21 protein-coding genes are annotated in these 25,902 nt (G+C 64.5%); 19 read left to right on the top strand and 2 right to left on the bottom strand.

Going from position 1 to position 25,902, the window contains the following annotated elements:
• Nucleotides 1–133 precede the first annotated feature (133 nt).
• The 16 genes from rlmN (at nucleotide 134) to OKW43_RS25100 (ending at nucleotide 19,093) form a co-directional block, all read left to right on the top strand.
• Nucleotides 134–1,285 carry a 23S rRNA (adenine(2503)-C(2))-methyltransferase RlmN gene (gene rlmN, locus OKW43_RS25175; protein WP_187633186.1) on the top strand — a complete coding sequence of 384 codons (1,152 nt, stop codon included), beginning with the start codon at nucleotides 134–136 and terminating at the stop codon, nucleotides 1,283–1,285.
• A 213-nt stretch (nucleotides 1,286–1,498) separates the two neighbouring features.
• Entirely contained in the window at nucleotides 1,499–2,644 is a 1,146-nt protein-coding gene (locus OKW43_RS25170) for a helix-turn-helix domain-containing protein (protein ID WP_187633185.1), read from the top strand.
• A gap of 85 nt (nucleotides 2,645–2,729) precedes the next feature.
• Nucleotides 2,730–4,046, top strand: coding sequence for a flavodoxin-dependent (E)-4-hydroxy-3-methylbut-2-enyl-diphosphate synthase (ispG, locus tag OKW43_RS25165; protein ID WP_187633184.1), 1,317 nt, complete (start codon nucleotides 2,730–2,732; stop codon nucleotides 4,044–4,046).
• A gap of 21 nt (nucleotides 4,047–4,067) precedes the next feature.
• The gene (gene hisS / locus OKW43_RS25160; protein ID WP_187633183.1) at nucleotides 4,068–5,408 is read left to right on the top strand and encodes a histidine--tRNA ligase; all 1,341 of its coding nucleotides are present in this window, start codon (nucleotides 4,068–4,070) and stop codon (nucleotides 5,406–5,408) included.
• Between the two features lie 66 nt (nucleotides 5,409–5,474).
• Nucleotides 5,475–6,104: a YfgM family protein gene (locus OKW43_RS25155; protein ID WP_187633182.1), complete on the top strand. Its 630-nt coding sequence runs from the start codon at nucleotides 5,475–5,477 to the stop codon at nucleotides 6,102–6,104.
• A 78-nt stretch (nucleotides 6,105–6,182) separates the two neighbouring features.
• The gene (bamB, locus tag OKW43_RS25150; RefSeq protein WP_187633181.1) at nucleotides 6,183–7,328 is read left to right on the top strand and encodes an outer membrane protein assembly factor BamB; all 1,146 of its coding nucleotides are present in this window, start codon (nucleotides 6,183–6,185) and stop codon (nucleotides 7,326–7,328) included.
• Between the two features lie 472 nt (nucleotides 7,329–7,800).
• Nucleotides 7,801–9,138: a ribosome biogenesis GTPase Der gene (der, locus tag OKW43_RS25145; protein WP_187633180.1), complete on the top strand. Its 1,338-nt coding sequence runs from the start codon at nucleotides 7,801–7,803 to the stop codon at nucleotides 9,136–9,138.
• A gap of 165 nt (nucleotides 9,139–9,303) precedes the next feature.
• Nucleotides 9,304–9,540, top strand: a complete 237-nt coding sequence (gene hfq / locus OKW43_RS25140) for an RNA chaperone Hfq (RefSeq protein WP_006051315.1) — start codon at nucleotides 9,304–9,306, stop codon at nucleotides 9,538–9,540.
• Between the two features lie 59 nt (nucleotides 9,541–9,599).
• On the top strand, nucleotides 9,600–10,787 hold the full coding sequence (hflX, locus tag OKW43_RS25135; RefSeq protein ID WP_187633179.1) for a GTPase HflX: 1,188 nt from the start codon (nucleotides 9,600–9,602) through the stop codon (nucleotides 10,785–10,787).
• 49 nt (nucleotides 10,788–10,836) lie between these two features.
• Entirely contained in the window at nucleotides 10,837–12,240 is a 1,404-nt protein-coding gene (gene hflK / locus OKW43_RS25130; RefSeq protein WP_429450392.1) for an FtsH protease activity modulator HflK, read from the top strand.
• Between the two features lie 15 nt (nucleotides 12,241–12,255).
• Complete coding sequence (hflC, locus tag OKW43_RS25125; RefSeq protein WP_187633177.1) at nucleotides 12,256–13,161, top strand: protease modulator HflC; 906 nt, start codon at nucleotides 12,256–12,258, stop codon at nucleotides 13,159–13,161.
• A gap of 43 nt (nucleotides 13,162–13,204) precedes the next feature.
• The gene (locus tag OKW43_RS25120) at nucleotides 13,205–13,396 is read left to right on the top strand and encodes a DUF2065 domain-containing protein (protein WP_187633176.1); all 192 of its coding nucleotides are present in this window, start codon (nucleotides 13,205–13,207) and stop codon (nucleotides 13,394–13,396) included.
• Between the two features lie 225 nt (nucleotides 13,397–13,621).
• Nucleotides 13,622–14,773: an ATP phosphoribosyltransferase regulatory subunit gene (locus tag OKW43_RS25115; RefSeq protein ID WP_429450390.1), complete on the top strand. Its 1,152-nt coding sequence runs from the start codon at nucleotides 13,622–13,624 to the stop codon at nucleotides 14,771–14,773.
• Nucleotides 14,774–14,994: 221 nt separating this feature from the next.
• A complete protein-coding gene (locus OKW43_RS25110; protein ID WP_187633174.1) occupies nucleotides 14,995–16,341 on the top strand; it encodes an adenylosuccinate synthase in 1,347 nt (448 codons plus the stop codon).
• Nucleotides 16,342–16,359: 18 nt separating this feature from the next.
• A complete protein-coding gene (locus tag OKW43_RS25105; protein ID WP_027198068.1) occupies nucleotides 16,360–16,932 on the top strand; it encodes a phosphoribosyltransferase in 573 nt (190 codons plus the stop codon).
• Between the two features lie 274 nt (nucleotides 16,933–17,206).
• Nucleotides 17,207–19,093 (top strand): potassium transporter Kup, encoded by a 1,887-nt coding sequence (locus tag OKW43_RS25100; RefSeq protein WP_187633173.1) that lies wholly within the window; start codon nucleotides 17,207–17,209, stop codon nucleotides 19,091–19,093.
• A 148-nt stretch (nucleotides 19,094–19,241) separates the two neighbouring features.
• Here OKW43_RS25100 and OKW43_RS25095 read toward each other — a convergent pair whose 3' ends face one another.
• A complete protein-coding gene (locus tag OKW43_RS25095) occupies nucleotides 19,242–21,596 on the bottom strand; it encodes a Tex family protein (protein WP_429450387.1) in 2,355 nt (784 codons plus the stop codon).
• A 187-nt stretch (nucleotides 21,597–21,783) separates the two neighbouring features.
• On the opposite strand from OKW43_RS25095, the gene OKW43_RS25090 reads away from it, so the two are divergent.
• From OKW43_RS25090 to OKW43_RS25080, 3 genes are all read left to right on the top strand, one after another.
• Nucleotides 21,784–22,788 (top strand): hypothetical protein, encoded by a 1,005-nt coding sequence (locus OKW43_RS25090; RefSeq protein ID WP_376776320.1) that lies wholly within the window; start codon nucleotides 21,784–21,786, stop codon nucleotides 22,786–22,788.
• Nucleotides 22,789–22,926: 138 nt separating this feature from the next.
• Nucleotides 22,927–23,145: a DUF465 domain-containing protein gene (locus OKW43_RS25085; protein WP_013089766.1), complete on the top strand. Its 219-nt coding sequence runs from the start codon at nucleotides 22,927–22,929 to the stop codon at nucleotides 23,143–23,145.
• 63 nt (nucleotides 23,146–23,208) lie between these two features.
• Nucleotides 23,209–25,419 (top strand): ATP-dependent DNA helicase, encoded by a 2,211-nt coding sequence (locus OKW43_RS25080; RefSeq protein WP_429450385.1) that lies wholly within the window; start codon nucleotides 23,209–23,211, stop codon nucleotides 25,417–25,419.
• 215 nt (nucleotides 25,420–25,634) lie between these two features.
• Here the strand turns inward: OKW43_RS25080 and OKW43_RS25075 are convergent, their stop codons facing one another.
• Nucleotides 25,635–25,892, bottom strand: a complete 258-nt coding sequence (locus OKW43_RS25075) for a hypothetical protein (RefSeq protein ID WP_246529964.1) — start codon at nucleotides 25,890–25,892, stop codon at nucleotides 25,635–25,637.
• Nucleotides 25,893–25,902: the final 10 nt, after the last annotated feature.

Below are 25,902 nucleotides of genomic sequence, written 5' to 3'. Positions count from 1 at the left end.
TTTTATCGCATGAATCGCGCACGGGGCACGGCAAAGTAGTAAGGTAAAAGCAGCAGGAATGGGCGCGAACGGCATGGCGTTCATGCAGCTTGTTGCATGAACGTAGTCTCGCATTGAAATGGCAGGATTCGATATGACGAGCAGTCCCTCCGTCAACCTTCTCGATCTCGACGCCCAAGGGCTCGTCGCTTATTGCGATAGCCTGGGAGAGAAACCGTTTCGCGCCAGGCAATTGCAGCGCTGGATTCACCAATACAACGCTGCCGACTTCGACGGCATGACCGATCTCGCGAAGTCCTTGCGCGAAAAGCTCAAAGGACGTGCCACGATCACGATGCCGGGCGTCGTCAGTGACCATGTTTCGTCGGACGGCACACGCAAGTGGCTGATCGACGTCGGCAACGGCAACGCCGTTGAAACCGTGTACATCCCCGAAGAAACGCGCGGCACGCTGTGTGTGTCGTCGCAGGCCGGGTGCGCGGTCAATTGCCGGTTCTGCTCGACCGGCAAGCAGGGGTTCTCCCGCAATCTCACCACCGGCGAAATCATCGGCCAGTTGCGCATGGCCGAGTTTGCGCTGCGCGCGTCGCGCGGCGATGCGCTCGGTCGCGCGATGGGCGGCGACGGCAAAGGCGAGCGGGTCGTCACGAACGTCGTGATGATGGGCATGGGCGAGCCGCTGCTCAACTACGACGCGGTCGTGCCCGCCATGCGCCTGATGCTGGACGACAATGCGTACGGTCTGTCGCGCCGGCGCGTCACGCTGTCCACGTCGGGCGTCGTGCCGATGATGGACCGGCTCGGCGCGGATTTGCCCGTGGCGCTCGCAGTATCGCTGCATGCGTCGAACGACGCGCTGCGCGATATGCTGGTGCCGCTCAACAAAAAGTATCCGCTGCGCGAGCTGATGGCGGCGTGCGAGCGCTATCTGAAAGTCGCGCCGCGCGATTTCATCACGTTCGAATACTGCATGCTCGATGGCGTGAACGACAGCGAGGCTCACGCGCGCGAGCTGCTCGCCGTCACGCACAACGTGCCGTGCAAGTTCAATCTGATTCCGTTCAATCCGTTCCCCGAATCGGGCCTCATCCGCTCGAAGTTGGAACAGATCAAGCGGTTTTCGCAGGTGTTGATGGACGCGGGCGTCGTGACCACCGTGCGCAAGACCCGTGGCGACGATATCGATGCTGCCTGCGGTCAGCTGGCCGGCGCGGTGAAAGACCGCACGCGTCTTGCTGAGCGCACCGGGAAGGCGGCGAAGGTGATCGAGGTTCGCGCCGTGTAATCGCGTGACGCAGCAGGGCATCGGCGTTCGGCGGAAAGCACCGCGAGCACAAAAATGTTCCCATGCCACCGCCGTTTGAAAAGAAAGTTTGCAGAATCGATCGGGAGCGGCACACAAAGCCGCACATTTTGTTATAAACGGTCTGCGATTTGGACGTGAGGCTCAAGCCCGTCCGGTCGCACGATTAAAAGAATCGACGCGAAAGGATTTGGGATGAGTGAGCCGCAGCACCCGCAGCCGCATGAGACAGACACGAACGATGGCCATCCGGCACCCATTGCCCGGGCAGTGGCCCAGCCGGTCGTGCAGCCGGCCCTCGATTCGTTGGCGGCGGTTGGCGCGCGCTTGACTCAGTTGCGCGAGTCGAAAGGCTGGACCATCGAGGACGTGTCGGCGCGGCTGAAGGTGTCGGTCGTCAAGCTGAGCGCGCTCGAGGCGGGCGACATCAGCCATCTGCCGGACACCACGTTCGCGCTAGGTGTCGTGCGCAGCTACGCGAAAATGCTCGGCGCCGATCCGTCGCCGTTCACGGCGGCGCTGCGTCGCGAGAAGGGTGTGCCGGCGCCGAATCTGTCGATGCCGGCGTCATCCGGCACGGATCTGCCGCGCGGCAAGGTTTCGCTATCGCTCGGCGACAGCGGGCACAAGAGCCGTTCGTGGCTGTGGGGCATTGCGGCGATCGTCGTTGCAGTCATCGCGCTCGGCATGTGGCGCACCAACGGCGGCGACTCGTCCGCGTGGCTCGCGCGCCTGAGGTCGAGCGCGAATAGTTCGACGAGCAGCGACACGGCGGCATCGGGTGCGGTCGCGCAAGGTCCGGCGACGTCAGCGGCGGAAAGCGCATCGGCGCCGGACGCAGGGGCGACGACGGCTGACAACGCGGCGAACGCGGACAATGAGGCGACTGCGTCGGCAACGCCGATGCCCGCGCCGCTTGCCACCGGCACCACGCCGGGCTCGGCGCCGGCGGCGAATACCGCGGCAACGCCGGCAGCAACGGCAGCGCCACCGAAGGCCGGCTCGCAGGTTCACGCTCAGGCCGCCATGCCGGCCGCAAGCGCGCCGGTGGGCGTGGCGAGCGCGTCGGAGCGGGCGGTCACGCCAGCGCCCGGCGAGGCGGTCGTCGCGCTGCGCGTGACGCAGGACAGCTGGTTCAGCGTGCGCGACAAGAGCGGCAAGGAACTGTTCTCCGGCCTCGTGCATGCGGGCGATCCGAAGGAAGTGACGGGGGCCGGTCCATTCAAGGTCACGGTCGGCAACAAGGCCGGTCTCGAGTCGGTGACGCTCGACGGCCAGCCGGTCGACCCGTCGAAATATTCGGCAGCCAAGGGCAACGTTGCGCGCTTCGCGCTGCCTTGACAGATACGGTGCGCGCCGCGGCCAACCGGTCGGCGGCGCTTTTTCAATTCAGGCGCGGCGTTTTTGCATAGCGCGTGCGGCGTAAATGGGTTTTTCGATGCAAACCGAAGCTCAATCCCAATCCTGTAGCAGGATCGTCTCAGACGAGCCGGTGTTCGGCGGCCCCGCGATCCGTCGCAAGTCGCAGGCGGTCAACGTCCGCTGGGGCGGCCAGCTCGTGACCATCGGCGGCGATGCGCCGGTACGCGTGCAGTCGATGACCAACACCGACACCGCAGACGCGATCGGCACCGCCATCCAGATCAAGGAACTGGCGCAAGCCGGTTCCGAACTGGTGCGGATCACCGTGAATACGCCCGAAGCGGCGGCGGCCGTGCCGGCGATCCGCGAGCAGCTCGACCGCATGGGCGTGATGGTGCCGCTCGTCGGCGACTTCCACTACAACGGTCACCTGCTGCTGCGCGACTATCCGGGCTGCGCGGAATCGCTGTCGAAGTACCGGATCAACCCGGGCAACGTCGGGCACGGCGCGAAGCGCGACACGCAGTTCGCGCAGATGATCGAGGCCGCGGTCAAATACGGCAAGCCGGTGCGCATCGGCGTGAACTGGGGCAGCCTCGACCAGGACCTGCTCGCGAAGATGATGGACGAAAACGGGTCTCGCGCCGCGCCGTGGGAAGCGCAAAGCGTGATGTACGAAGCGCTGATCCAGTCGGCGATCGGCTCGGCGGAACGTGCGGTCGAACTCGGCCTCGGGCGCGACCAGATCATCCTGTCGTGCAAGGTCAGCGGCGTGCAGGATCTGATCGCCGTGTACCGCGAACTCGCGCGCCGTTGCGATTTCGCGCTGCATCTTGGCCTGACTGAAGCGGGCATGGGCTCGAAGGGCATCGTCGCGTCGACCGCGGCGCTGTCGGTTCTGCTGCAGCAGGGCATCGGCGACACGATCCGTATTTCGCTGACGCCCGAACCGGGCGCGTCGCGCACCGGCGAAGTGATCGTCGGTCAGGAAATCCTGCAGACCATGGGCCTGCGCTCATTCACGCCGATGGTCATCGCGTGCCCCGGCTGCGGCCGCACCACGAGCACGCTTTTCCAGGAACTCGCGTCGCAGATCCAGACCTATCTGCGTCAGCAGATGCCGGTGTGGCGCGACCAGTATCCCGGCGTCGAGCAGATGCACGTCGCGGTGATGGGCTGCATCGTCAACGGTCCGGGAGAGTCGAAGCAGGCGAATATCGGCATCAGCCTGCCTGGCTCGGGCGAGAACCCGGCCGCGCCGGTGTTCATCGACGGCGAAAAGGTGAAGACGCTGCGCGGCGAGAGCATCGCGCAAGAATTCCAGCAAATCGTGAGCGACTATGTCGAGCGCCGCTATGGCCGCGCCGACGCGCTCAACTGAATACCGGCTATCGAAACACAGATGACTGAACAGAAGAAAAAGCTCGAGAGGCTGTCCGGCGTGAAGGGCATGAACGACATCCTTCCGCAGGAAGCCGGGCTCTGGGAATTTTTCGAAACCACCGTCAAGTCGATGCTGCGTTCATACGGCTACCAGAACATCCGCACGCCGATCGTCGAGCATACGCAGCTATTCACCCGTGGTATCGGCGAAGTGACCGACATCGTCGAAAAGGAGATGTACAGCTTCACCGACGCATTGAACGGCGAGAACCTGACGATGCGCCCGGAAAACACGGCGGCGGTGGTGCGCGCGTCGATCGAGCACAACATGCTGTACGACGGCCCGAAGCGCCTGTGGTACATCGGTCCGATGTTTCGTCATGAGCGTCCACAACGCGGCCGTTATCGCCAGTTCCATCAGGTCGGCGTCGAAGCGCTCGGCTTCGCGGGTCCGGATGCGGATGCGGAAATCATCATGATGTGCCAGCGCCTGTGGGACGATCTCGGCCTGAGCGGCATCAAGCTCGAAATCAACTCGCTGGGCCTTGCCGAAGAGCGCGCCGCTCATCGCGTCGAACTGATCGCTTACCTCGAGAAGCACATGGACGTGCTCGACGATGACGCGAAGCGCCGCCTTTACACCAACCCGTTGCGCGTGCTCGATACGAAGAATCCGGCGCTGCAGCAAGTCGCACAGAACGCGCCGAAGCTGATCGATTTTCTCGGCGAAGAATCGCGCGCGCACTTCGACGGCCTGCAGCGTCTGCTGAAGGCGAACAATCTTCCGTTCTCGATCAATCCGCGTCTCGTGCGCGGTCTCGATTACTACAATCTGACCGTGTTCGAATGGGTGACCGACAAGCTCGGGGCGCAAGGCACGGTCGCGGCGGGCGGCCGCTACGATCCGCTGATCGAGCAACTCGGCGGCAAGCCGACGGCTGCATGCGGCTGGGCGATGGGGATCGAGCGGATTCTCGAGTTACTGAAGGAAGACCAGCTCGTGCCTGAAGACGAAGGCTGCGATGTGTACGTGGTCCATCAGGGCGACGCCGCGCGCGAGCAGGCGTTCATCATCGCCGAACGTCTGCGCGATACCGGCCTCGACGTGATTCTGCATTGCAGCGCGGACGGTCGGTCGGCGAGCTTCAAGTCGCAGATGAAGCGCGCCGACGCGAGCGGCGCCGCGTTTGCGGTCGTGCTCGGCGAAGACGAGATCGCCAATGGTACAGCCGGCGTGAAACCGCTGCGCGATACGCGAGCCAACGGTTGTAAGAACGAGCAACAGACCGTGCCCGCCGAAGACTTGACCGAATATCTAATCAATGCGATGGTTGCATCCGCCGAAGACGGCGACGACTGATCGCGATGTCGTTGGGCCGGCTGGCTCGACACGCACACGTAGCAAGAATGAGGATATCGCCGGGCAATGAGTTACCACGACGAACAAGAATCGATTGAAAGTCTGAAGGCATGGTGGACGCAGTGGGGCAATGCGACCACGTGGATCGTGCTGGCGGTGTTGTTGGCAGGCGCGAGCTGGAACGGCTGGAATTTCTGGCAGCGTCGCCAGGCCGCGGAAGCCGCGGTGCTGTATGACCAGGTGCAGCAGGCCGCGGCAACGGGCGATAAGGCGCAGATCGCGCGCGTCGCCGCCGACATGGAAGACAAGTTCGGCCGCACCGCCTACGCGCAGATGACCGCGCTCGGTGCCGCCAAGGCACTCTACGCCGCTGGCGACGAAGCCGGCGCGAAAGCGCAGCTGCAATGGGCGATCGATCACGCGAAGGACGACGAGTTCAAGCAGATCGCGAAGCTGCGCATGGCGTCGCTGCTGCTCGACGACAAGGCTTACGACCAGGGCCTCGCGCTGCTGGCCGAGCCGCAATCCGACGCCTTCAAGGGCGTCGTGGCTGACCGCCGCGGCGACCTGCTGGCCGCCCAGGGCAAGCGCGACGACGCGCGCGCCGCCTATAAGCTCGCGCTTGACTCGCTGTCGAAGAGTGACAGCTCGGCGCGCCAGCTGATCCAGTTCAAGCTGGACGCGCTTGGCGGCTGAGCGTCCCGCGCGGCGCGCCGCAAGCCACGACCGCAAGACGGTCTCCTTTAATCCATTTCCTGAATGCTTCGTCCACCGATGAATCTGCTGAAACGTTACGCCGTGCCCGTTATCTGTGCGATGACCGTTCTTACGCTGGCGGCTTGCTCATCCTCGAAAGACGAGCGCCGGGTGCCGACGCCGCTCACCGAGTTCAAACCCGTGCTCGACGTGCAGCAGTCCTGGTCGGCGAGCGTCGGCAAGGCGGGTCGCTATCTGTTCTCGCCGGTTGCGGTCGGCAATGCGGTATACGCTGCCGGCACGAACGGCACGGTCGCAAAGATCGACGCGCAAACCGGCAAGGACGTGTGGCGCATCAAGCTGCATGATGATCTGTCCGCGGGTGTCGGGAGCGATGGCACACTGACCGCGGTCGGTGGCCTGAAGGGCGACGTGTACGTGCTCGGCGCGGACGGCAAGGAGCTGTGGACCGCGAAAGCGCCGGGCGAGATCATTTCGCCGCCGCTCGTCGGCAACGGCCTCGTGGTCGTGCGCACGATCGACGGCCAGATCGTCGCATTCAACGCGCAGACCGGCGAGCAGAAGTGGAACTTTCGCAACCGCGCGGTGCCGCTGAACCTGCGCGTGTCGTCGGGCATGACGTTCGCGGGTGACGCGGCCGTGCTGGCCGGCTTCCCTGGCGGCTCGTTCGCCGCGATCAATCTGCAGACGGGCGACGCCTACTGGCAGACGCCGGTGTCGTATCCGAAGGGCGTGACCGAGGTCGAGCGTATCAACGACGTGACCGGTCCGCCCACGCTGGTGGGTTCGGAGACCTGCGCGGTAACGTTCCAGGGCCAGATTGGCTGTTTCGACGCGAACTCGGGCCGCGCGCTGTGGGGCAAGGCGTTCTCGAGCACGAGCGGCCTCGCGCAGGATGACCGCGGCGTGGTCGCCGCCGACGACTGGTCGGTCGTGTCCGCGTTCGACGTCAACAACGGCTCAGTGCTGTGGAAGAACGAGACGCTGAAGAACCGCGACCTGAGCGTGCCGACGCTGCTCGGCCGCGCTGCCGTGTTCGGCGACTACAAGGGCTTCGTGCATTTCCTGTCGACCGTCGACGGCACGCTCGTCGCACGGGTGAAGACCGACGGCAGCGCGATTGCCGCTGCGCCGGTGCTTGCGGGCGACACGCTGGTCGTGCAGACGCGCGACGGCGGCCTGTTCGGCTATCGTCCGCGCTGATCGCTACACATGGTGTCAGGCGCGCAGGCCGGCTTTGCCGGCCGCGCGCTTTTTGATTGAGGTCTGCGTCGGCTCTGGCGTGCGGCTGCTGTGTCGGGTTGCTGCGTTGCCCGTCGCGCGATCGGGCAGTCTCAACAGAAATAATCGCCGGACGGGCTGGTCCGGCGAGTCGGATCGAGGCCCGTGCCGCCCGCCATGCAAGGCGGCGCGTGCGCTTCGTCGATCGCTTTGAGAATGAAAGACGCGCTCGAACACGAGCGTGCCAGCCGTCGGGCAGCCCGGTCTGAAGCAGCGGCCCCCGGTGGCGTCTGTACAGCCCGCTCCCGTCCGCCGGGATGCGCAAATCGATCGCGCATCCAGAGCAGGCTGAATTCGTGATAATTTCGTCAGAACGCCGCCCCCTGGCGGCCGCCTGGCGTCGCTACGCGCGCGATCGGTTGCGATCCCGCGTCTCACCCGTGAACAACATCAGATGAAACCCGTTATTGCCCTCGTTGGGCGCCCCAATGTGGGGAAATCCACGCTGTTCAACCGGCTCACGCGTTCGCGTGACGCGCTGGTTGCCGACCTGCCCGGTCTCACGCGCGATCGCCATTACGGCGAAGGACGCGCCGGCGAGCGGCCGTATCTGGTCGTCGATACCGGCGGCTTCGAGCCGGTCGCGAAAGACGGCATCCTGCACGAGATGGCGCGCCAGACCCGTCAGGCGGTCGAGGAGTCGGACGTCGTCGTGTTCATCGTCGATGGGCGCAACGGTCTCGCGCCGCAGGACAAGTCGATCGCCGACTATCTGCGCAAGGTCGGCCGGCCGATCTTCCTCGTCGTGAACAAGGCCGAGGGCATGAAGTACGCGAACGTCGCGGCCGACTTCTACGAGCTCGGTCTCGGCGATCCGCGCGCGATTTCGGCCGCGCACGGCGACGGCGTCACCGACATGATCAACGAGGCGCTCGAAGTTGCGTATGCCGGTCACCCGGAAGAGAGCGAGCAAGAGAAGGAAGCCCGCGGCGTGAAGATCGCCATCGTTGGCCGGCCGAACGTTGGTAAGTCGACGCTGATCAATGCGCTGGTCGGCGAAGAGCGCGTGATCGCGTTCGACATGCCGGGCACCACGCGCGACTCGATCTACGTCGATTTCGAGCGCAATGGCAAGCCGTACACGCTGATCGACACGGCCGGCCTGCGCCGCCGCGGCAAGGTGTTCGAGGCGATCGAAAAGTTCTCGGTCGTGAAGACGCTGCAGTCGATCTCCGACGCGAATGTCGTGATCCTGCTGCTCGACGCGCGCCAGGACATTTCGGAGCAGGATGCGCACATCGCCGGCTTCGTCGTCGAGCAGGGCCGCGCGCTGGTGGTCGGCGTGAACAAATGGGACGGTCTCGATCCGCATGTGCGCGAGCGCACCAAAGCCGACCTCGAACGCAAACTAAAATTTCTGGACTTCGCCAAATTCCATTTCATTTCCGCCGCGGAAAAAACCGGAATCGGGCCGCTGATGCGCTCGGTCGACGACGCATACGCGGCCGCGATGTCGAAGCTGCCGACGCCGAAGCTGACGCGCGCGTTGATCGAGGCGGTCGAGTTCCAGCAGCCGCGGCGCCGTGGTCCGGTGCGTCCGAAGCTGCGTTACGCACACCAGGGCGGGCAGAATCCGCCGATTATCGTGATTCACGGCAATGCCCTCGACGCGATCACCGACACGTATAAGCGGTACCTCGAAAATCGCTTCCGGGAAACTTTCAAGCTGACGGGGACTCCATTGCGAATAGAGTTCAGATCGTCGACGAACCCTTATGCGGACAAAGGCTGAAGCTGGTCTTAAACCTGGGCTGAAACCCGCGTGTACGCTAGGTTTGGCCGGGGGTCCGGGGCCCGCGCGTCCAAATGAAAATCAGCTATAGTGTAGCGGTTGGCGGCGGATCTCTTTTTCTTCGCTGTCAATTCAGTCAACCTGCAAAAAAATACGGAGTTTGCTATGAGCAACAAAGGGCAATTGTTACAAGACCCGTTTTTGAACGCACTGCGTAAAGAGCATGTGCCGGTGTCGATCTACCTTGTCAACGGCATCAAGCTTCAAGGGAACATCGAATCGTTCGACCAGTACGTCGTGTTGCTCCGGAATACGGTCACCCAGATGGTCTACAAGCACGCCATTTCGACGGTCGTGCCCGCCCGTCCGGTGAATTTCCACCCGGATTCCGAACAGTCCTAAACCCTCGCCGCGGCCGGCACAGCGTCGCCCGTTGGCGATTCCCTCCCGGCCGCGTCATTTTGATACCCTCCAATTTGATCAATGCAGCGCTCGTTGGCATCGACTTCGGCAAGATCGATTTCGCAGCCAGTCTCGAAGAACTCAGCCTGCTCGCGCAAAGCGCGGGCGCAAACCCTGTAGCCACCCTCACCGGACGCCGTTCCAGCCCCGACGCGAAGATGTTCGTCGGCAGCGGCAAGGCCGAAGAACTGCGCCTTGCGTGCGAAGCGAACGACATCGAACTCGTGATCTTCAACCATGCTCTCGCGCCTGCCCAGCAGCGCAATCTGGAGCGGGCGCTTAATCGGCGCGTGGTTGATCGCACCAGTCTCATCCTCGACATTTTCGCGCAGCGCGCGCGCAGCCACGAAGGCAAGCTGCAGGTCGAGCTCGCGCAGCTGCAATACTTGTCGACACGGCTGATTCGCGCGTGGACCCACCTCGAACGTCAGAAGGGCGGTATCGGTTTGCGCGGTCCAGGCGAAACGCAGCTCGAAACCGACCGCCGGCTGATCGGCGAGCGCATCAAGGCGCTCAAGATTCGCCTCGACAAGCTGCGCCGCCAGCATGGCACGCAGCGTCGCGCGCGTAATCGCAACCAAACAATGTCGGTGTCGCTCGTCGGCTATACGAACGCGGGCAAATCGACGCTCTTCAACGCGCTGACCAAGGCGCAGGCGTATGCCGCCGACCAACTGTTCGCGACGCTGGACACCACCTCGCGGCGCGTGTATCTGGGCGACGAAGCGGGGCAGGTGGTGGTGTCCGACACCGTCGGTTTCATCCGTGAGTTGCCACACCAGCTTGTCGCCGCGTTTCGCGCGACGCTCGAGGAAACTATTCACGCGGACCTGCTGCTGCATGTGGTCGATGCATCGAGCGCGGTGCGGCTCGACCAGATCGATCAGGTCAACGAGGTGTTGCGGGCGATCGGCGCGGACACGATCCGTCAGGTGCTGGTGTTTAACAAGATCGACGCGGTGCCGGAGCTGGGGGCGCGCGGCGACGCGGTCGAGCGGGACGAGTATGGTAATATTTCGCGCGTCTTTTTGAGCGCACGCACCGGGCAGGGGCTGGATGCGTTGCGCGCTGCCATCGCTGAAATCGCTACTGCCGAACCGCTTGCCGATATGCCGCTCGATGCGTCGGAAGATGACCGCGCGGCGCAAATGCGCAACGACCACAAGATTCCAGAACTCGGGCACTGACCCGTCCCAATTGCACTGACCCGCTGTCTACTCTGGTGAACGAACACAGGTGAACGATTACAACGAGCGGAGTATCTGGCTGCGTATGCGCGCCTCGCTTTCACTGAACGATCCGCGTTGGGGCCGGGGCGACGGCAACGGCGACCGGCAACGGCCGAACGATCCGAAGCGTCCGGCGCGCGATGGTGAAGGTCCGCCCGATCTCGACGAAATGTGGCGCGATTTCAATCGCCGTCTGTCGCGGATTTTCGGACGCAGGGGCGGCGGTGTCGGCGGCGGCCGTCCGGACAACGGCCGCGGTGCGCGCATCGGCGTCGGTATCGTGATCGGCGTGCTGATCGCGATCTATCTCGGCAGCGGCGTGTTCGTCGTGCAGGACGGTCAGGAGGCCGTCGTGCTGCAGTTCGGCAAGTATCGCTATAGCGCGGCGCAGGGCGTGCACTGGCGTCTGCCGTATCCGTTCGAATCCCACGAGTTCGTCAACGTCGGGCAGATCCGTCAGGTTGAAATCGGCCGTAGCAATGTGGTGCGTCTCGCGAACGTGAAGGATGCCTCGATGCTCACGCACGACGGCGACATCGTCGACGTTCGCTTTGCCGTGCAGTACCAGGTGCGCAATCCCAACGAGTTTCTGTTTCGCAGCGTCGATCCCGACCAGAGCGTTATGCATGCGGCGCAGGCGGCGGTGCGTGGCATCGTCGGCGCGCACAGCACCAGCGATATTCTCGATCAGGATCACGAAACTTTGCGCCAGCAGCTGATCGCGGCGATCCAGCAATCGCTCGATCAGTACCAGTCCGGTCTGGCGGTCACGGGCGTGACGATCCAGAGCGTGCAAGTGCCCGAGCGGGTGCAGCCCGCATTCGACGACGCCGCGAAAGTGCACGACGAAAACGAACGCGCGAAACGCGACGCGCAGGCTTATGCGGCCAATCTGCTGCCGCGTGCGCAGGCCGACGTCGCGCGTCAGGTCGAGGAAGCCAAAACCTACAGCGAGACCACGGTCGCGCAGGCGCAGGCCGAGGCCGAGCGCTTCAGGCAGGTCTACGCGCAATACGCGAAGGCGCCGGCCGCCGTGCGCTTCCGGCTATACATGGAAACCATGCAGCAGATCTACGCGAACGCGACCAAGGTGTTCGTCGACGCGAAGAACGGCAACAACGTGCTGTATCTGCCTCTTGACAGGCTCGTCGAGCAGAACCGCGAGCGCCAGACCGCGGCCGCGGGCGCCCCGGCTTCGGGGCCTGCTGTCGCGGGGGCGCCGCAAGCGGCGAGTGCGACCGCGCCGTCGGCCACGTCGGCCGCTGAGACCGGTGCCGCGGCTGGCTCCGCCGCCGATGGCGCGTCCGGCCCTGCCGCTTCCGCGCCTGCGCCAGCGAGCCGGCCGGGCGCTGCGTCCCTGCGTTCGCGCGACGCGTTCCGCAATCGCACGCGCGAAGACGACGTTCAATAAGGAGCGCACAAGAATATGAACCGAATCATTGCGCTCGTCGTCGCGGTAGTCATCGCGCTGTTCGCCGCATCGTCGATGGTGTTCGTCGTCGATCAACGGCATATGGCCGTGCTGTCCGCGCGCGGCGACGCGACGCCCACGCTGCTCGGCCCGGGGCTGCACGTGAAGCTGCCGCCGCCGCTGCAAACGGTCGCGTTCGTCGACAATCGCATCCAGTCGCTCGACGCACCCGACGAAGATCATTACGTCACGTCCGACAAAACCGATCTGCTGGTCAACCCGGTCATCAAGTTCCGCGTGACCGATCCGCTGAAGTTGGTCGCTGAAACGAAAGGTGATCCGCAGAGCCTGCCGGACCGGCTCGCGCTGCTGTCGCGCGGCGCGCTCGGCGACGCGTTCGGCAAGTTCACGCTGTCCGACGCGCTCGCCAAACAGCAAGCGGTCGCCGAAGAGGCGCGCGGTGCGATGGACAAGGGCGCGGCGTCGCTCGGCGTGTCCGTCGTGGATGTGCAGCTCACGCGCGTCGATTTCCCGGCGGCGGTGGCCGACTCGGTATTCAAGCGCATGATCGCCGCGCGCGAGCAGGCCGCGACCGACGAGCGCGCGAAGGGCGCCGCCGAAGCGAACCAGATCCGCGCGGACGCGCTCGCGAAGCAGCAGGCGGTGCTCGCCGACGGCCTCGCGCAGGCGCAGGGCATTCGCGGCGAAGGCGATGCGAAGGCCGCGGAGATCGCCGCCGAAGCGTTCGGCAAGGACCCGCAGTTCTACCAGTTTTATCAAAGCATGCAGGCGTACCGGAAGACCTTCAAGCCGGGCGATCTGATCGTGGTCGACTCCAGCAGCGAGTTCTTCCGCTTCATGCGTAGCCCGACCGGCGGCGCCGCCCCGGACGCTTCCGCGCCTGCTGCGCGCAAACGCTGATTACCGAAGGCCGCGGCATCCGCATCGCGGCCGCTTCACTCGCATGGACATAGCTGGTTCGTTATTGCTCGCGATCGCGCTGATGCTGATTATCGAGGGGATGTTTCCGTTCGTTTTTCCGAGCGCCTGGCGCGACACGTTCCGTAAAATAGCGGAACGGCCGTCGCATCAGATTCGCGTCGGCGGGCTCATCGTGATGGTGCTCGGGCTGATTCTGCTGTTCATCGCGACCTGAAGCGGGCTTTGAAGCGGGCATTGAGGCGCGCTTTGAAGCGGGCTTGCCTGAGTGGCGAGCGCGGCTTGTTGCAGCTAGTTGCCATATACCGCCGCGCGTCTCGCGTGAGCTGCAAAGCGTCGCCCGAGCGTCTGTGTCGGCCGCCAGAATCAAGCCGCCGCACGCCATTCACACTCATTCATCGGCGCTTCAAGACGCCGTGTTCAACGCCGTAGGACTGTATCGATGTCGACCTGGTTGCTTCCTGAGAATATCGCCGACGTGCTGCCGTCGGAGGCCCGCAAGATCGAAGAATTGCGGCGTCATTTGCTGGACCGTTTCCGTTCTTACGGCTACGAGATGGTGATGCCGCCGCTGCTCGAATATCTCGAATCGCTGCTGACGGGCGGCGGGCACGATCTGAATCTGCGCACCTTCAAGCTCGTCGATCAGCTGTCGGGCCGCACACTCGGTCTGCGCGCCGACATCACCCCGCAGGTCGCGCGCATCGACGCGCATCTGTTGAACCGCCAGGGCGTCACGCGTCTCTGCTATGCGGGCAACGTCGCCCATACGAGGCCGCGCGGCCTGCACGCAACGCGTGAGCAGATCCAGATCGGTGCGGAAATCTACGGTCACGCCGGCCTCGAAGCGGACCTCGAGATCCAGCAACTGATGCTCGACGCGCTGCGTCTCGCCGGGCTCGCGAAGGTGCGTCTGGACCTGTGTCACGCGGGCGTGCTGGCGGCGCTGATCGAAGCCGAGCCGGCCGCCGAGGAACTCGGCCAGGCGCTCTACGACGCCCTTGCGGGCAAGGACGTGCCGCGTCTCGTCGAGATGACCGCGCAATTCTCGCCGGTGATTCGCGATGCGCTGCGCGCGCTGCCGACGCTGTACGGCGACGCGTCGGTGCTCGAAGAGGCCCGCGCGCGTCTGCCGAATTCGCCGGCGATCGCCCGCGCACTCGACGACCTCGCGTTCCTCGCGAGTCAGGTCGACGGCGCCGAAGTGATGATCGATCTCGCCGATCTGCGCGGCTACGCGTACCACAGCGGCGTGATGTTCTCCGCGTACGTGGACGGCGTGCCGAACGCGGTCGCGCGCGGCGGCCGGTACGACCACGTCGGCCAGGCCTATGGCCGCGCTCGCGCGGCAACCGGCTTTTCGCTGGATCTGCGCGAGGTCGCGCGGATCTCGCCGGTCGAAGCGCGCAGCAGTGCGATCCTCGCGCCGTGGCGGCACGACGAAGCGTTGCGCGTGGCGGTCGCGGCATTGCGCGATAGCGGTGAAGTGGTGATCCAGGCGCTGCCTGGGCATAAGCACGACGTCGATGAATTCGCGTTCGACCGGGTGCTGGTCGAGCGCAATGGCGCATGGGTGGTCGAGCCGCGCGCTTGAGCCGCGCGTTCCGATCCACGCTGCCGGGGACGCCTCTCCGGTCGCTCGCCACAGGGCGGCGAAACCACCGCCCGAATCGGGCGCGGTCGAGCGACTCTGCGCGGCCGCGCATCCCTCGCAATATTCAACATGACGTGCATACCGTTGAGCGGAAACGGAAAAATTCCGGAAGCTTCCGCGAACCTAGGTAAAATACGTTTTTAACCAGCTTACGAAACAACATGTCTGCCAGCGCAGTGAATGTGAACCCCGGGCGCAACGTCGTCGTCGTGGGTACCCAATGGGGTGATGAAGGCAAGGGCAAGATCGTCGACTGGCTGACGGACCACGCTCAAGGCGTCGTTCGCTTCCAGGGCGGTCACAATGCCGGTCACACGCTTATCATCGGCGGCAAGAAAACCATCTTGCGTCTGATTCCGTCGGGCATCATGCATCCCGGCGTCGCGTGCTACATCGGCAATGGCGTCGTGTTGTCGCCGGAAGCGCTGTTCAAGGAAATCGGTGAACTCGAAGCCGCCGGCATCGACGTCCAGAAGCGCCTGTTCATTTCCGAAGCCACCACGCTGATCCTGCCGTACCACATCGCGATCGACCAGGGCCGCGAAGCGCGCCGCGGCGCGGACAAGATCGGCACGACCGGCCGCGGCATCGGGCCGGCCTATGAAGACAAGGTCGCGCGCCGCGGCCTGCGCGTGCAAGACCTGTTCGACGCACCGGCCTTCGCCGAGCGTCTGCGCGAAAACCTCGACTATCACAACTTCGTGCTCACGCAGTATCTCGGCGCAGCCGCGGTCGACTTCCAGCAAACGCTCGACACGATGCTGAGCTACGCCGACCGCCTGAAGCCGATGGTCACCGACGTGTCGCGCCGTCTGTACGATGTCAACGCAAACGGTGGCAATCTGCTGTTCGAAGGCGCGCAGGGCACGCTGCTCGACATCGACCACGGCACCTATCCGTTCGTCACGTCGAGCAACTGCGTCGCGGGTGCCGCGACGGCGGGCGCGGGAGTCGGTCCGCAGAAGCTCAACTACATCCTCGGTATCACGAAGGCGTACTGCACGCGGGTTGGTTCGGGCCCATTTCCGAGCGAACTGTACGATGCGGACAACGCGTCGCGCCAGGAGCCGATCGGCCTCGAACTCGCCACCGTCGGCAAGGAATTCGGCTCGGTCACCGGTCGTCCGCGCCGCACCGGCTGGCTCGACGTCGCCGCGCTGCGCCGCTCGATCCAGATCAACGGCGTGACGGGTCTGTGCATGACCAAGCTCGACGTGCTCGACGGTCTCGACGAAGTGAAGCTGTGCGTCGGCTACACGGTCGACGCTCAGAACGTCGATCTGCTGCCGCGCGGCGCGACCGAAGTCGCACGCTGTGTGCCGGTCTACGAAACTTTCGCGGGCTGGAAGGAAAGCACGGTCGGCATCAAGGAGTGGGACAAGCTGCCCGCCAACGCGCGTGCGTATCTCACGCGCGTGCAGGAAGTCTCGGGCATTCCGATCGACATGGTGTCCACCGGTCCGGATCGCGACGAAACGATTCTGCTGCGTCATCCGTTCAAGGTCTAAGCGATGCAAGGTGTACCCATGATCGCGATGAAAGATCCGCGTAACGACGACAAGAACCTGTGGGTCGGCTGGGACGAATATCACAGGCTGATCGAGGTGCTCGCACTTGCCGTGCACGAATCGGGCTGGAAGTTCGACAAGATCCTGTGCCTCGCGCGCGGCGGTCTACGCGTCGGCGACCAGCTGTCGCGCATCTACGATCTGCCGCTGGCGATTCTGGCAACGAGCTCTTACCGCGAGGCGGCCGGCACGCAGCAGGGCGAACTCGACATCGCGCAATACATCACGATGACGCGCGGCGAACTGCACGGCAACGTGCTGCTCGTCGACGACCTCGTCGATTCAGGCGTCACGCTCGCTCGTGTGCAGCAGCATTTGAAGGAACGCTACCCGGCCATCACCGCGGTGCGCTCGGCCGTGCTGTGGTACAAGGGCTGCTCAAAAGTAAAGCCCGATTATCACGTGCAGTATCTGCCGACCAACCCGTGGATTCATCAGCCGTTCGAGGAGTGGGACACGGTGCGTCCGCATAACCTCGGCGCGTGGATCAAGCGCGGCATCGCCCAGGCCGACGAGTCGTCGGGCAATTGACGCGCAGGCGCGCGTGATGCCTTGCCACATCGGCTTTGCCGCATCGGACGTCGCGCATCATTGTGGTGTCTCAAAACGGAGCCCGGCCGGGCTCCTTTTTTATGCGCGCGCCGCGCGGCGCCCGGACGCCTGTGCCGTCACAGACGCGCCCATATCGCAGTGCTACACTGCGCGGACATCCACGTGGCGTATCCACAACAAGCCGGGTGGTACCGGATGGGCAGTTTAAAATGGCGGTCGTTTTTTCCGCCCGGGAACGGATTTCCTCGCGTCCATGACAGATAACAATCACGTACACAAACAGCCGCTGCCTTCCCTTGCGATTGCCGCAATCGGAGTGGTGTTCGGCGACATCGGCACGAGCCCGTTGTACGCGCTGAAGGAAGCCTTCAGCCCGGCGCACGGTATCCCGTTGACCGATCAGTCGATCCTTGGCGTTATTTCGCTGCTGTTCTGGGCGATCGTGATCGTGGTCGGCGTCAAGTACGTGCTGTTCGTGATGCGCGCCGACAACAACGGCGAGGGCGGCGTCCTCGCACTGATGGCGCTGGCGATGCGCTCGGTCGATCAGAAATCGAAAATGGCCGGCCTTCTGATGATGCTCGGCATCTTCGGCGCCTGCATGTTTTACGGCGACGCGGTGATCACGCCGGCGATCTCGGTGATCTCGGCGGTCGAAGGTCTGGAAATCGCCGCGCCGCATCTGTCGCATCTGGTGATTCCTCTGACCGTCGTGATCCTGATCGTGCTGTTCTGGATCCAGCGGCACGGCACGGCCACCGTCGGCCGTCTGTTTGGGCCGATCATGCTGCTGTGGTTCCTCGTGCTGGCCGTGCTCGGCCTGTGGCACATCATGCAGTCACCGAACGTGATCCGCGCGCTCAATCCGTACTACGCGTACACGTTCATGGCCGCGCACGTGCTGCAGGCCTACGTGGTGCTCGGCTCGGTCGTGCTGGTGCTGACCGGCGCGGAAGCGCTGTACGCGGACATGGGCCACTTCGGCGCGCAGCCGATCCGCATGGCGTGGTATGTGCTCGTGATGCCGTCGCTGGTGCTCAACTACTTCGGCCAGGGCGCGCTGCTGATGCGCGACCCGAAGGCGATCGAAAATCCATTCTTCCTGCTCGCGCCGGATTGGGCGCTGTTTCCGCTCGTCGTGCTGTCGACGGTGGCGACGGTGATCGCGTCACAGGCGGTGATTTCAGGCGCGTACTCGCTGACGAGCCAGGCGATCCAGCTCGGCTACGTGCCGCGCATGAAGGTCCTGCACACGTCCGAGCTCGCGATCGGGCAGATCTATGTGCCGGTCGTGAACTGGATGCTGCTGTTCATCATTCTGTGCATCGTGATCGCGTTCAAGAGCTCCGACAATCTGGCGGCCGCGTACGGTATCGCGGTGACGGCAACGATGGTGATCACGACGATTCTTGCCTGCGTCGTGATGGTGAAGGTGTGGAACTGGAACAAGCTGCTCGTCGGGCTCATCATCGGCGTGTTCATGGTGGTCGATCTGGGCTTTTTCGGCGCGAACCTGCTGAAGGTCGAAGAGGGCGGCTGGTTGCCGCTGTGCATCGGCGGGCTGCTGTTCTTCCTGCTGATGACGTGGTTCAAGGGCAGGATGATCGTGAAGGAACGCACGGCCGCCGACGGTATTCCGCTGATGCCGTTCCTGCAAGGCCTGCTCGCGCATCCGCCGCATCGCGTGTCGGGCACCGCGATCTATCTGACCGGCAGCGATTCTCTGGTGCCGGTGAGCCTGCTGCACAACCTGAAGCACAACAAGGTGCTGCACGAGCGCACGATCTTCCTGACCTTCGTCACGCGCGACATTCCGTACGTGAACGACGCCGACCGCGTGACCGTGAAGGACATGGAGGGTGGCCTGTTCCTGGTCAAGGCGGTCTACGGCTTTAACGAAACGCCCGACGTAAAGGCGGTGCTGCTCGACGTCGGACGCACGCACGACATGACCTTCGAATTAATGGACACGTCGTTCTTCCTAGCGCGCGAAACGGTGGTGCCGACGCAATTGCCGGGCATGTCGGTGTGGCGTGAGCGTGTGTTCGCGTGGATGCATCAGAATGCCGCGAAGCCGACCGACTTCTTCAGCATCCCGGCTAACCGGGTCGTGGAACTGGGGACGAAGATCGAGATTTGACGGGCCGCGCGTGACCGACGGGAGTGCAAACGAAAAGCCCACGCAATGCGTGGGCTTTTCGTTTATGCGCGTGCGTGCGCGATCGACCGCGCAGCGCAGTCATGCGCGGACCGGTGCACATGCGACCAAGTGCATCGGTCCGCTACGTTTACTTCTGCTTGAGCTTGGCAAACGCGGCCGCCATCGCACCGCCCGGCTCCGGTTCGCGCGAGCGCTGCGGCGCGCCGCGTCCCGCTCCGCCGCGATTGAAGTTGCCGCCCGAGCCGCCGCGATCCTGCTGCGCACCGCCGCCGCTGCGAGCGGCCGCCGCGCCGGGCTCGTCATCGAGACGCATCGTCAGCGCAATACGCTGGCGTTTCACGTCGACTTCGAGCACCTTGACCTTGACGATCTGACCGGCCTTCACGACTTCATGCGGGTCTTTCACGAACTTCGTCGACATCGCCGACACGTGCACGAGACCGTCCTGATGCACGCCGATGTCGATGAACGCGCCGAACGCCGCGACGTTCGTCACGACGCCTTCGAGCACCATGCCCGGGATCAGGTCGCTGACCTTCTCGACGCCTTCGCGGAACGTCGCCGTCTTGAACTCGGGACGCGGATCGCGGCCCGGCTTCTCGAGCTCGACCAGGATGTCGCGCACGGTCGGCAGACCGAAACGTTCGTCGACGAATTCAGTGGGTGACAGTCCGCGCAACGCGTCGCGATTGCCGAGCACTTCGCCGGCCTGCTTGCTGATCTTCGCGAGGATGCGCTGGACGACCGGATACGCTTCCGGGTGGACCGACGAACGATCGAGCGGATTCTCGCCGTTGTTGATGCGCAGGAAGCCGGCGGCCTGCTCGAAGGTTTTATCGCCGAGACGCGGTACCTTGCGCAGATGCTCGCGCGACGGGAACGGCCCGTTCGCATCGCGATAGTCGACGATGTTGCGCGCGAGCGTGGCATTGAGACCCGACACCCGCGCGAGCAGCGCGACCGACGCGGTGTTCGCATCGACGCCGACCGCGTTCACACAGTCTTCGACGACGGCGTCGAGCGAGCGCGCGAGTTCGCGCTGGTTCACGTCGTGCTGGTACTGGCCGACGCCGATCGCCTTCGGCTCGATCTTCACGAGCTCGGCGAGCGGGTCCTGCAGACGTCGCGCGATCGACACGGCGCCGCGCAGCGACACGTCCATGTCGGGGAATTCCTTCGCGGCGAGTTCGGACGCCGAGTACACCGACGCGCCGGCTTCGGACACGACGATCTTCTGCAGCTTCAGTTCCGGATGACGCGCGATCAGTTCGCTCGCGAGTTTGTCCGTCTCACGCGACGCGGTGCCGTTGCCGATGCTGATCAGCTCGGCCTGCGTTTGCGCGGCGATTCGCGCGAGCTTCGCGAGCGAGCCGTCCCAGTCGCGGCGCGGCTCGTGCGGGTAGATCGTGTCGGTCGCGAGCACCTTGCCGGTGCGGTCGACCACCGCCACCTTCACGCCGGTGCGCAGACCCGGATCGAGGCCGATCACGGCCTTCGGACCAGCCGGCGCCGCGAGCAGCAGGTCCTTCAGATTGCGCGCGAACACGCGGATCGCCTCGTGCTCGGCTTGGTCGCGCAGATTGGTCAGCAGCTCGTTTTCGAGGTGCGGCTGCACCTTCACGCGCCAGCACCAGCGGCATACGTCGGAGAGCCACTTGTCTCCGGGGCGGTTCTGATTGGCGATGCCGAAGTGCCGCGCGATCAGCGCTTCGCCCGGATGCGGCACCTGCGCGTCGAGCTCTTCGCCGAGGCCCAGCTTGATCATCAGCACGCCGGCATTGCGGCCGCGGAAGAGGGCGAGCGCGCGATGCGACGGCACCGTGCGGATCGTTTCGGCGTAGTCGTAGTAGTCGCGGAATTTTTCCTCTTCCGCGGTTTCCTTGCCCTCCACGACCTTCGACGACACCACGCCCTTGTTGAACAGATAGTCGCGCAGCTTGCCGAGCAGTTCGGCGGTCTCGCCGAATTGTTCGGAGAGGATGTCGCGCGCGCCGTCGAGCGCGGCTTTCACATCGGCAATGCCTTTCTCCGCATGGACATAGGTCGCGGCTTCGGTTTGCGGATCGAGCAGCGGATTGCCGAGCAGCGCGTCGGCGAGCGGCTGCAGACCTGCTTCGCGCGCGATCTGCGCGCGTGTGCGGCGCTTCGGTTTGTACGGCAGATAGAGGTCTTCCAGCACCTGTTTGCTGTCGGCGCCTTCGATCGCGCCGCGCAGCTCGTCGGTGAGCTTGCCCTGTTCGTCGATGCTCGCGATGATCGCCGCGCGGCGGTCTTCCAGCTCGCGCAGATACAGCAGGCGTTCCTCGAGATTGCGCAGTTGCGTGTCGTCGAGATTGCCTGTCACTTCCTTGCGGTAACGGGCGATGAACGGAACGGTCGCGCCTTCGTCGAGAAGTCCCACCGCGGCCGCGACCTGGCGCGGCTGGACGGACAGTTCGGTGGCGATGCGCTGGACGATCTTGAGTGCTACGGTTTCCGTCATAAGGTCTTGGTGTTCCTGCGGACTCAGTGATGGGCCGCGCGCGGGCGGCAAATCGGGACAGGCCGGGCGTGCGCCGCGACCCGGTTGCTAGAGCGGGGCATTTTGCCATAAATGCCAAAGGGCTCAACCGCGCGGTGTTAGAATTTCGGCCATCTTCCGTTGACCCTCTACGACGTTGCCAATCTCCTTGTCCCTCAACCGCCTGATCTCGTCGCTGGCGTCAGGTTCGCTGCCGGGTTCGTCTCGGGGTTCGTCTCAATTGCCGCTGGTTTCGCTGCGCCAGTTCCGTTCGTCGCTTGTGACGGCCGCGGCGTCGTGCGCGATCACCGCCGCGCTCGCGGTGCCGGTGTCGGCTGTGGCGCAGAGCGCGACGCCCGGGCAAGGTGCGGCGCCGGTCGCGGCATCGGGCCCGCAAGTCGCCGCAGCCGCCGACAGCCCCCAAAGCGCGAGCGACGCAGCGGCGCTGGACAAGTCGTTCGACGAGCGGCAACAGGTGCTCAATCAGCGCACTGACGACAACAACTATCAATTCGCGGTCGCGCAACACAATTGCTACAGCCGTTTCTTCGTCAATCACTGTCTGAACCGCGCGCGCGACGCGATGCGCGGCGTGCAGGCGGACATCCGCAAGGAACAGCTCGCGCTCGACGCCGAGCAGCGTGAGCAGCGCGCCCGCGAGCGCGACGAACGCACGGCATTGCGGCGCGCGCAAAACGAGGCGCAGGCGCCGCAGCGTGCCGCCGAAGACGCGCGCAACGAGCAGGCGTATCAGGAAAGGCAGCGTCAGCACGCGCTCGATCAGGCGCAGCGCAATGCCGAGGCACCGCAGCGCGAAACCAACGCGCAGGCCTACGAGGAAAAGCAGCGCCAGCACGCGCTCGACCAGGCGCAGCGTGGAGTCACGCCAGCGCAGGCAGCGGCCAATCAGAAGGCCTACGACCAGAAGCAGAGCGACTACCAGCGCAAGCTCGAGCAAGCGCGTCAGCAGGGCGCGCAAAAGGCGGCGGAGCGCCAGCAGAAGCAGGAGAATTTCGAGCGGAAGCAGGCCAACGCAGCGCAGCACAAGCTCGATGTCGACGCGCGTCAGAAGCAGGCCGCCGAGAAAGCCGAGCAGAAGCGCCAGGACGAGTTAAAGCAGCAACAGCTAGAAGAGCAGCAAAAACAGCAACAACAGCAACAACAGCAGCAGTAAGTATGCTGTAGGGGCTGTGCCGTAGAGTGAGCCGTGGCGGTCGTGGCCACGGCCGCCGTAATGCGTTTTTAGCCGGACTGCAACCTCAGGCTTCGGACCGCAGCACGCGGTTCGTGCCGCCGACCAGAGGAGCCGAGCATGCGCGATCGTCATCACGTCATCGACGCAAACACACTTCGCGACCGCATTCTGCAACTGGAATCGGAGCATAGTGGACTCGACCGGTTGATCGACCGGATGTCGGATGAGCCCGGCATCGACGACTTCGAGTTGCAGCGCCTGAAAAAGCGCAAACTCAAAGTCAAGGACACTATCATCTTGCTGCAATTGCAGCTCGAACCGGACGCGCGCGCCTGAGTTCGCGGCCTGGCAGGCGCCGGGCGCGCCGCGCGCGAGCCGGACCTAGCAGGAACGCTTGCCTTGAATTCACCGCATGACACTTCATCCCGCGCCGCGGCGCTGAGCCGGAGCCGCGCGAGCGAACTCGACGAGATCTTCGCCGACAACGGTTTGCTCGCGCGGCAGATCGACGGCTATCGGCCGCGTGCGTCGCAGATCGAGATGGCGCGCGCGGTCGCGGCGGCGATGGAGGCGTCGGGCCGCGCAATGCCCGAGCCCGCGATGTTCGAAACGCCCAAGCGGCCGGCGCGGCCCCTGCAGCAGACGGGCGCCGATGCCGCCTCTGAGTCGACCGGCAACAGCGCCCGATCCGACCATGTCGAAGGCGGCGATGGCGGTGAAAACACGCTGATCGTCGAAGCGGGTACCGGCACCGGCAAGACCTATGCGTATCTCGTGCCGGCCATGCTGTGGGGCGGCAAGGTGATCGTCTCGACCGGCACCAAGCATCTGCAGGATCAGCTGTTCCAGCGCGACATCCCTACCGTGCGCGACGCGCTCGCGGTGCCGGTGTCGGTTGCGATGCTGAAGGGCCGCGCGAACTACCTGTGTCACTACTATCTGCAACGCACCGCGGACAACGGCCGACTGCCTTCGCGCCAGGAAACCTCGTATCTGCAGGACATCGTGCGCTTCGCGAAGATCACGCGCACCGGCGACAAGGCTGAACTGGCGAGCGTTCCGGAAACGGCGCAGGTGTGGTCGATGGTCACGTCGACGCGCGACAACTGTCTCGGTCAGGAGTGTCCGCACTACAAGGACTGCTTCGTGATGCAGGCGCGCCGCGAAGCGCAGCAGGCCGATATCGTGGTGGTCAACCACCATCTGTTTTTCGCCGACATCATGCTGCGTGATACCGGCATGGCGGAACTGCTGCCGACCGCGAACACGGTCATCTTCGATGAAGCGCACCAGTTGCCCGAAACGGCGACGCTGTTTTTCGGCGAGACGCTATCGACCGCGCAGTTTCTCGAACTCGCTCGCGATTCGGTGGCGGAGGGACTCGGTCACGCACGCGATGCGCTCGACTGGGTCCAACTCGGCGCGACGCTCGAGCGCGCGGCGCGCGACCTGCGGCTCGCGTTCAAGGAAGACTCGGTGCGTCTGTCGATCGGCCAGCTGCCCGACGACCATCCGTTGTTCCCCGCGCTCGAGACGCTCGAAACCGAGCTCGATGCGCTGACCTCGGCGTTGGCGGGGCAGGCGGAGCGCGCTGAATCGCTGGGCGCGTGTCTGCGTCGCGCGCGCGAACTGCAGGACGTGCTGAGCGGCTGGACCACACCGCTGACGAATGCCGAACGCAACGCGGTCGCTACACGCGAGGGCGACGCCGACGCGGAGCGCGCCGATCCGAACGAAAAGGTGCGCTGGATCGAGGTGTTTTCGCACACGGTGCAACTGCATGAAACGCCGTTGTCGGTCGCGCCGATTTTCGCGAAGCAGCGCGCCGGCGTGCCGCGCGCGTGGATCTTCACATCGGCGACGCTGTCGGTGCGCGGCGACTTCACGCACTATGCAGCGCAGATGGGCCTGAACTCGAAGCGCTCGATGACATTGCCGAGCCCGTTCGACTATCCGTCACAAGGCCTTCTGTACGTGCCGCGCAATCTGCCGCAACCATCGTCGCCGACGTTCACCGATGCCGTGTTCGATGCGGCGTTGCCCGCGATCGAAGCATCGGGCGGCGGCGTCTTCATGCTGTGCACGACGCTGCGCGCGGTGGACCGTATCTCGGCGAAGCTGCGCGACGCGATCGAGGCGCGCGGCTGGGGTTATCCGCTGCTCGTGCAGGGTGATGCGAGCCGCACCGAATTGCTCGACCGCTTTCGCACGTACGGCAATGCGATTCTGGTCGGCAGTCAGAGCTTCTGGGAAGGGGTGGACGTGCGTGGCGACGCGTTGTCGCTGGTCGTGATCGACAAGCTGCCGTTCGCGCCGCCGGACGATCCCGTGCTGGCCGCGCGGCTCGATGCACTGACGAAGAAGGGCTTGAGCCCGTTCGCCGTGCATCAGCTACCGCAGGCCGTGATCACGCTGAAGCAAGGCGCAGGGCGGCTGATTCGCGCGGAGACCGATCGGGGCGTGCTGATGATCTGCGATACCCGTCTCGTCGATAAACCTTATGGCCGCCGCATCTGGCAGAGTCTGCCGCCGTTCAAGCGCACCCGTGAGATCGACGTGGTACGCGAATTCTTCGAAGAAAATGTAGTGCCCGGGGCAACGGCCCGATAGAGCCTCCGGTTCTTCGCTGAAAAAACGCCGCAATAAAAAGCGGCGTTTTGTTTTTCAGGTGACGAGACAATTACCGGGCCGGCAATTTTCATTAATTGCGCTCCAAAAAGCAAAACGCCACGGAGATGAACCCGTGGCGTTTTGCCTGACTGCCCGGGAAATCGCGACGATTTCCCGAAGCAGTTTTCGCCCAGAGGCGAACCCTACGCGACAGCTTACTGGCTTGCGCCCGAAGCCGGAGCTGCAGCCGAAGCAGCAGCTTCCGGTGCCGAAGCTTCCGGAGCAGCAGCGGCCGGTGCCGAAGCTTCCGGAGCAGCAGCAGCCGGTGCCGAAGCAACTTCGCTCGCAGCAGCAGCCGGTGCCGAAGCAGCAGCTGCATCGCTAGCCGGTGCAGCGGCCTGATCGTTGCTCTTGTTGCATGCAGCGAGTGCCACAACTGCCAACAGGGATGCTACGAGGAGGGATTTCTTCATGATCACGTCC

Origin of the sequence: Paraburkholderia sp. WC7.3g (assembly GCF_050436345.1) — a bacterium.
In the GTDB taxonomy this organism is placed as follows: domain Bacteria; phylum Pseudomonadota; class Gammaproteobacteria; order Burkholderiales; family Burkholderiaceae; genus Paraburkholderia; species Paraburkholderia podalyriae.
Note: the sequence above shows the minus strand (reverse complement) of the source record. Positions and strands in the feature narration are given on the sequence as shown.

What these genes read in the sequence shown, in the direction of transcription:
- rlmN (WP_187633186.1), top strand. Translation starts at nt 134, where the DNA reads ATGACGAGCAGTCCCTCCGTCAACCTTCTCGATCTCGACGCCCAAGGG.
- OKW43_RS25170 (WP_187633185.1), top strand. Translation starts at nt 1,499, where the DNA reads ATGAGTGAGCCGCAGCACCCGCAGCCGCATGAGACAGACACGAACGAT.
- ispG (WP_187633184.1), top strand. Translation starts at nt 2,730, where the DNA reads ATGGGTTTTTCGATGCAAACCGAAGCTCAATCCCAATCCTGTAGCAGG.
- hisS (WP_187633183.1), top strand. Translation starts at nt 4,068, where the DNA reads ATGACTGAACAGAAGAAAAAGCTCGAGAGGCTGTCCGGCGTGAAGGGC.
- OKW43_RS25155 (WP_187633182.1), top strand. Translation starts at nt 5,475, where the DNA reads ATGAGTTACCACGACGAACAAGAATCGATTGAAAGTCTGAAGGCATGG.
- bamB (WP_187633181.1), top strand. Translation starts at nt 6,183, where the DNA reads ATGAATCTGCTGAAACGTTACGCCGTGCCCGTTATCTGTGCGATGACC.
- der (WP_187633180.1), top strand. Translation starts at nt 7,801, where the DNA reads ATGAAACCCGTTATTGCCCTCGTTGGGCGCCCCAATGTGGGGAAATCC.
- hfq (WP_006051315.1), top strand. Translation starts at nt 9,304, where the DNA reads ATGAGCAACAAAGGGCAATTGTTACAAGACCCGTTTTTGAACGCACTG.
- hflC (WP_187633177.1), top strand. Translation starts at nt 12,256, where the DNA reads ATGAACCGAATCATTGCGCTCGTCGTCGCGGTAGTCATCGCGCTGTTC.
- OKW43_RS25120 (WP_187633176.1), top strand. Translation starts at nt 13,205, where the DNA reads ATGGACATAGCTGGTTCGTTATTGCTCGCGATCGCGCTGATGCTGATT.
- OKW43_RS25115 (WP_429450390.1), top strand. Translation starts at nt 13,622, where the DNA reads ATGTCGACCTGGTTGCTTCCTGAGAATATCGCCGACGTGCTGCCGTCG.
- OKW43_RS25110 (WP_187633174.1), top strand. Translation starts at nt 14,995, where the DNA reads ATGTCTGCCAGCGCAGTGAATGTGAACCCCGGGCGCAACGTCGTCGTC.
- OKW43_RS25105 (WP_027198068.1), top strand. Translation starts at nt 16,360, where the DNA reads ATGATCGCGATGAAAGATCCGCGTAACGACGACAAGAACCTGTGGGTC.
- OKW43_RS25100 (WP_187633173.1), top strand. Translation starts at nt 17,207, where the DNA reads ATGACAGATAACAATCACGTACACAAACAGCCGCTGCCTTCCCTTGCG.
- OKW43_RS25095 (WP_429450387.1), bottom strand. Translation starts at nt 21,596, where the DNA reads ATGACGGAAACCGTAGCACTCAAGATCGTCCAGCGCATCGCCACCGAA.
- OKW43_RS25085 (WP_013089766.1), top strand. Translation starts at nt 22,927, where the DNA reads ATGCGCGATCGTCATCACGTCATCGACGCAAACACACTTCGCGACCGC.
- OKW43_RS25075 (WP_246529964.1), bottom strand. Translation starts at nt 25,892, where the DNA reads ATGAAGAAATCCCTCCTCGTAGCATCCCTGTTGGCAGTTGTGGCACTC.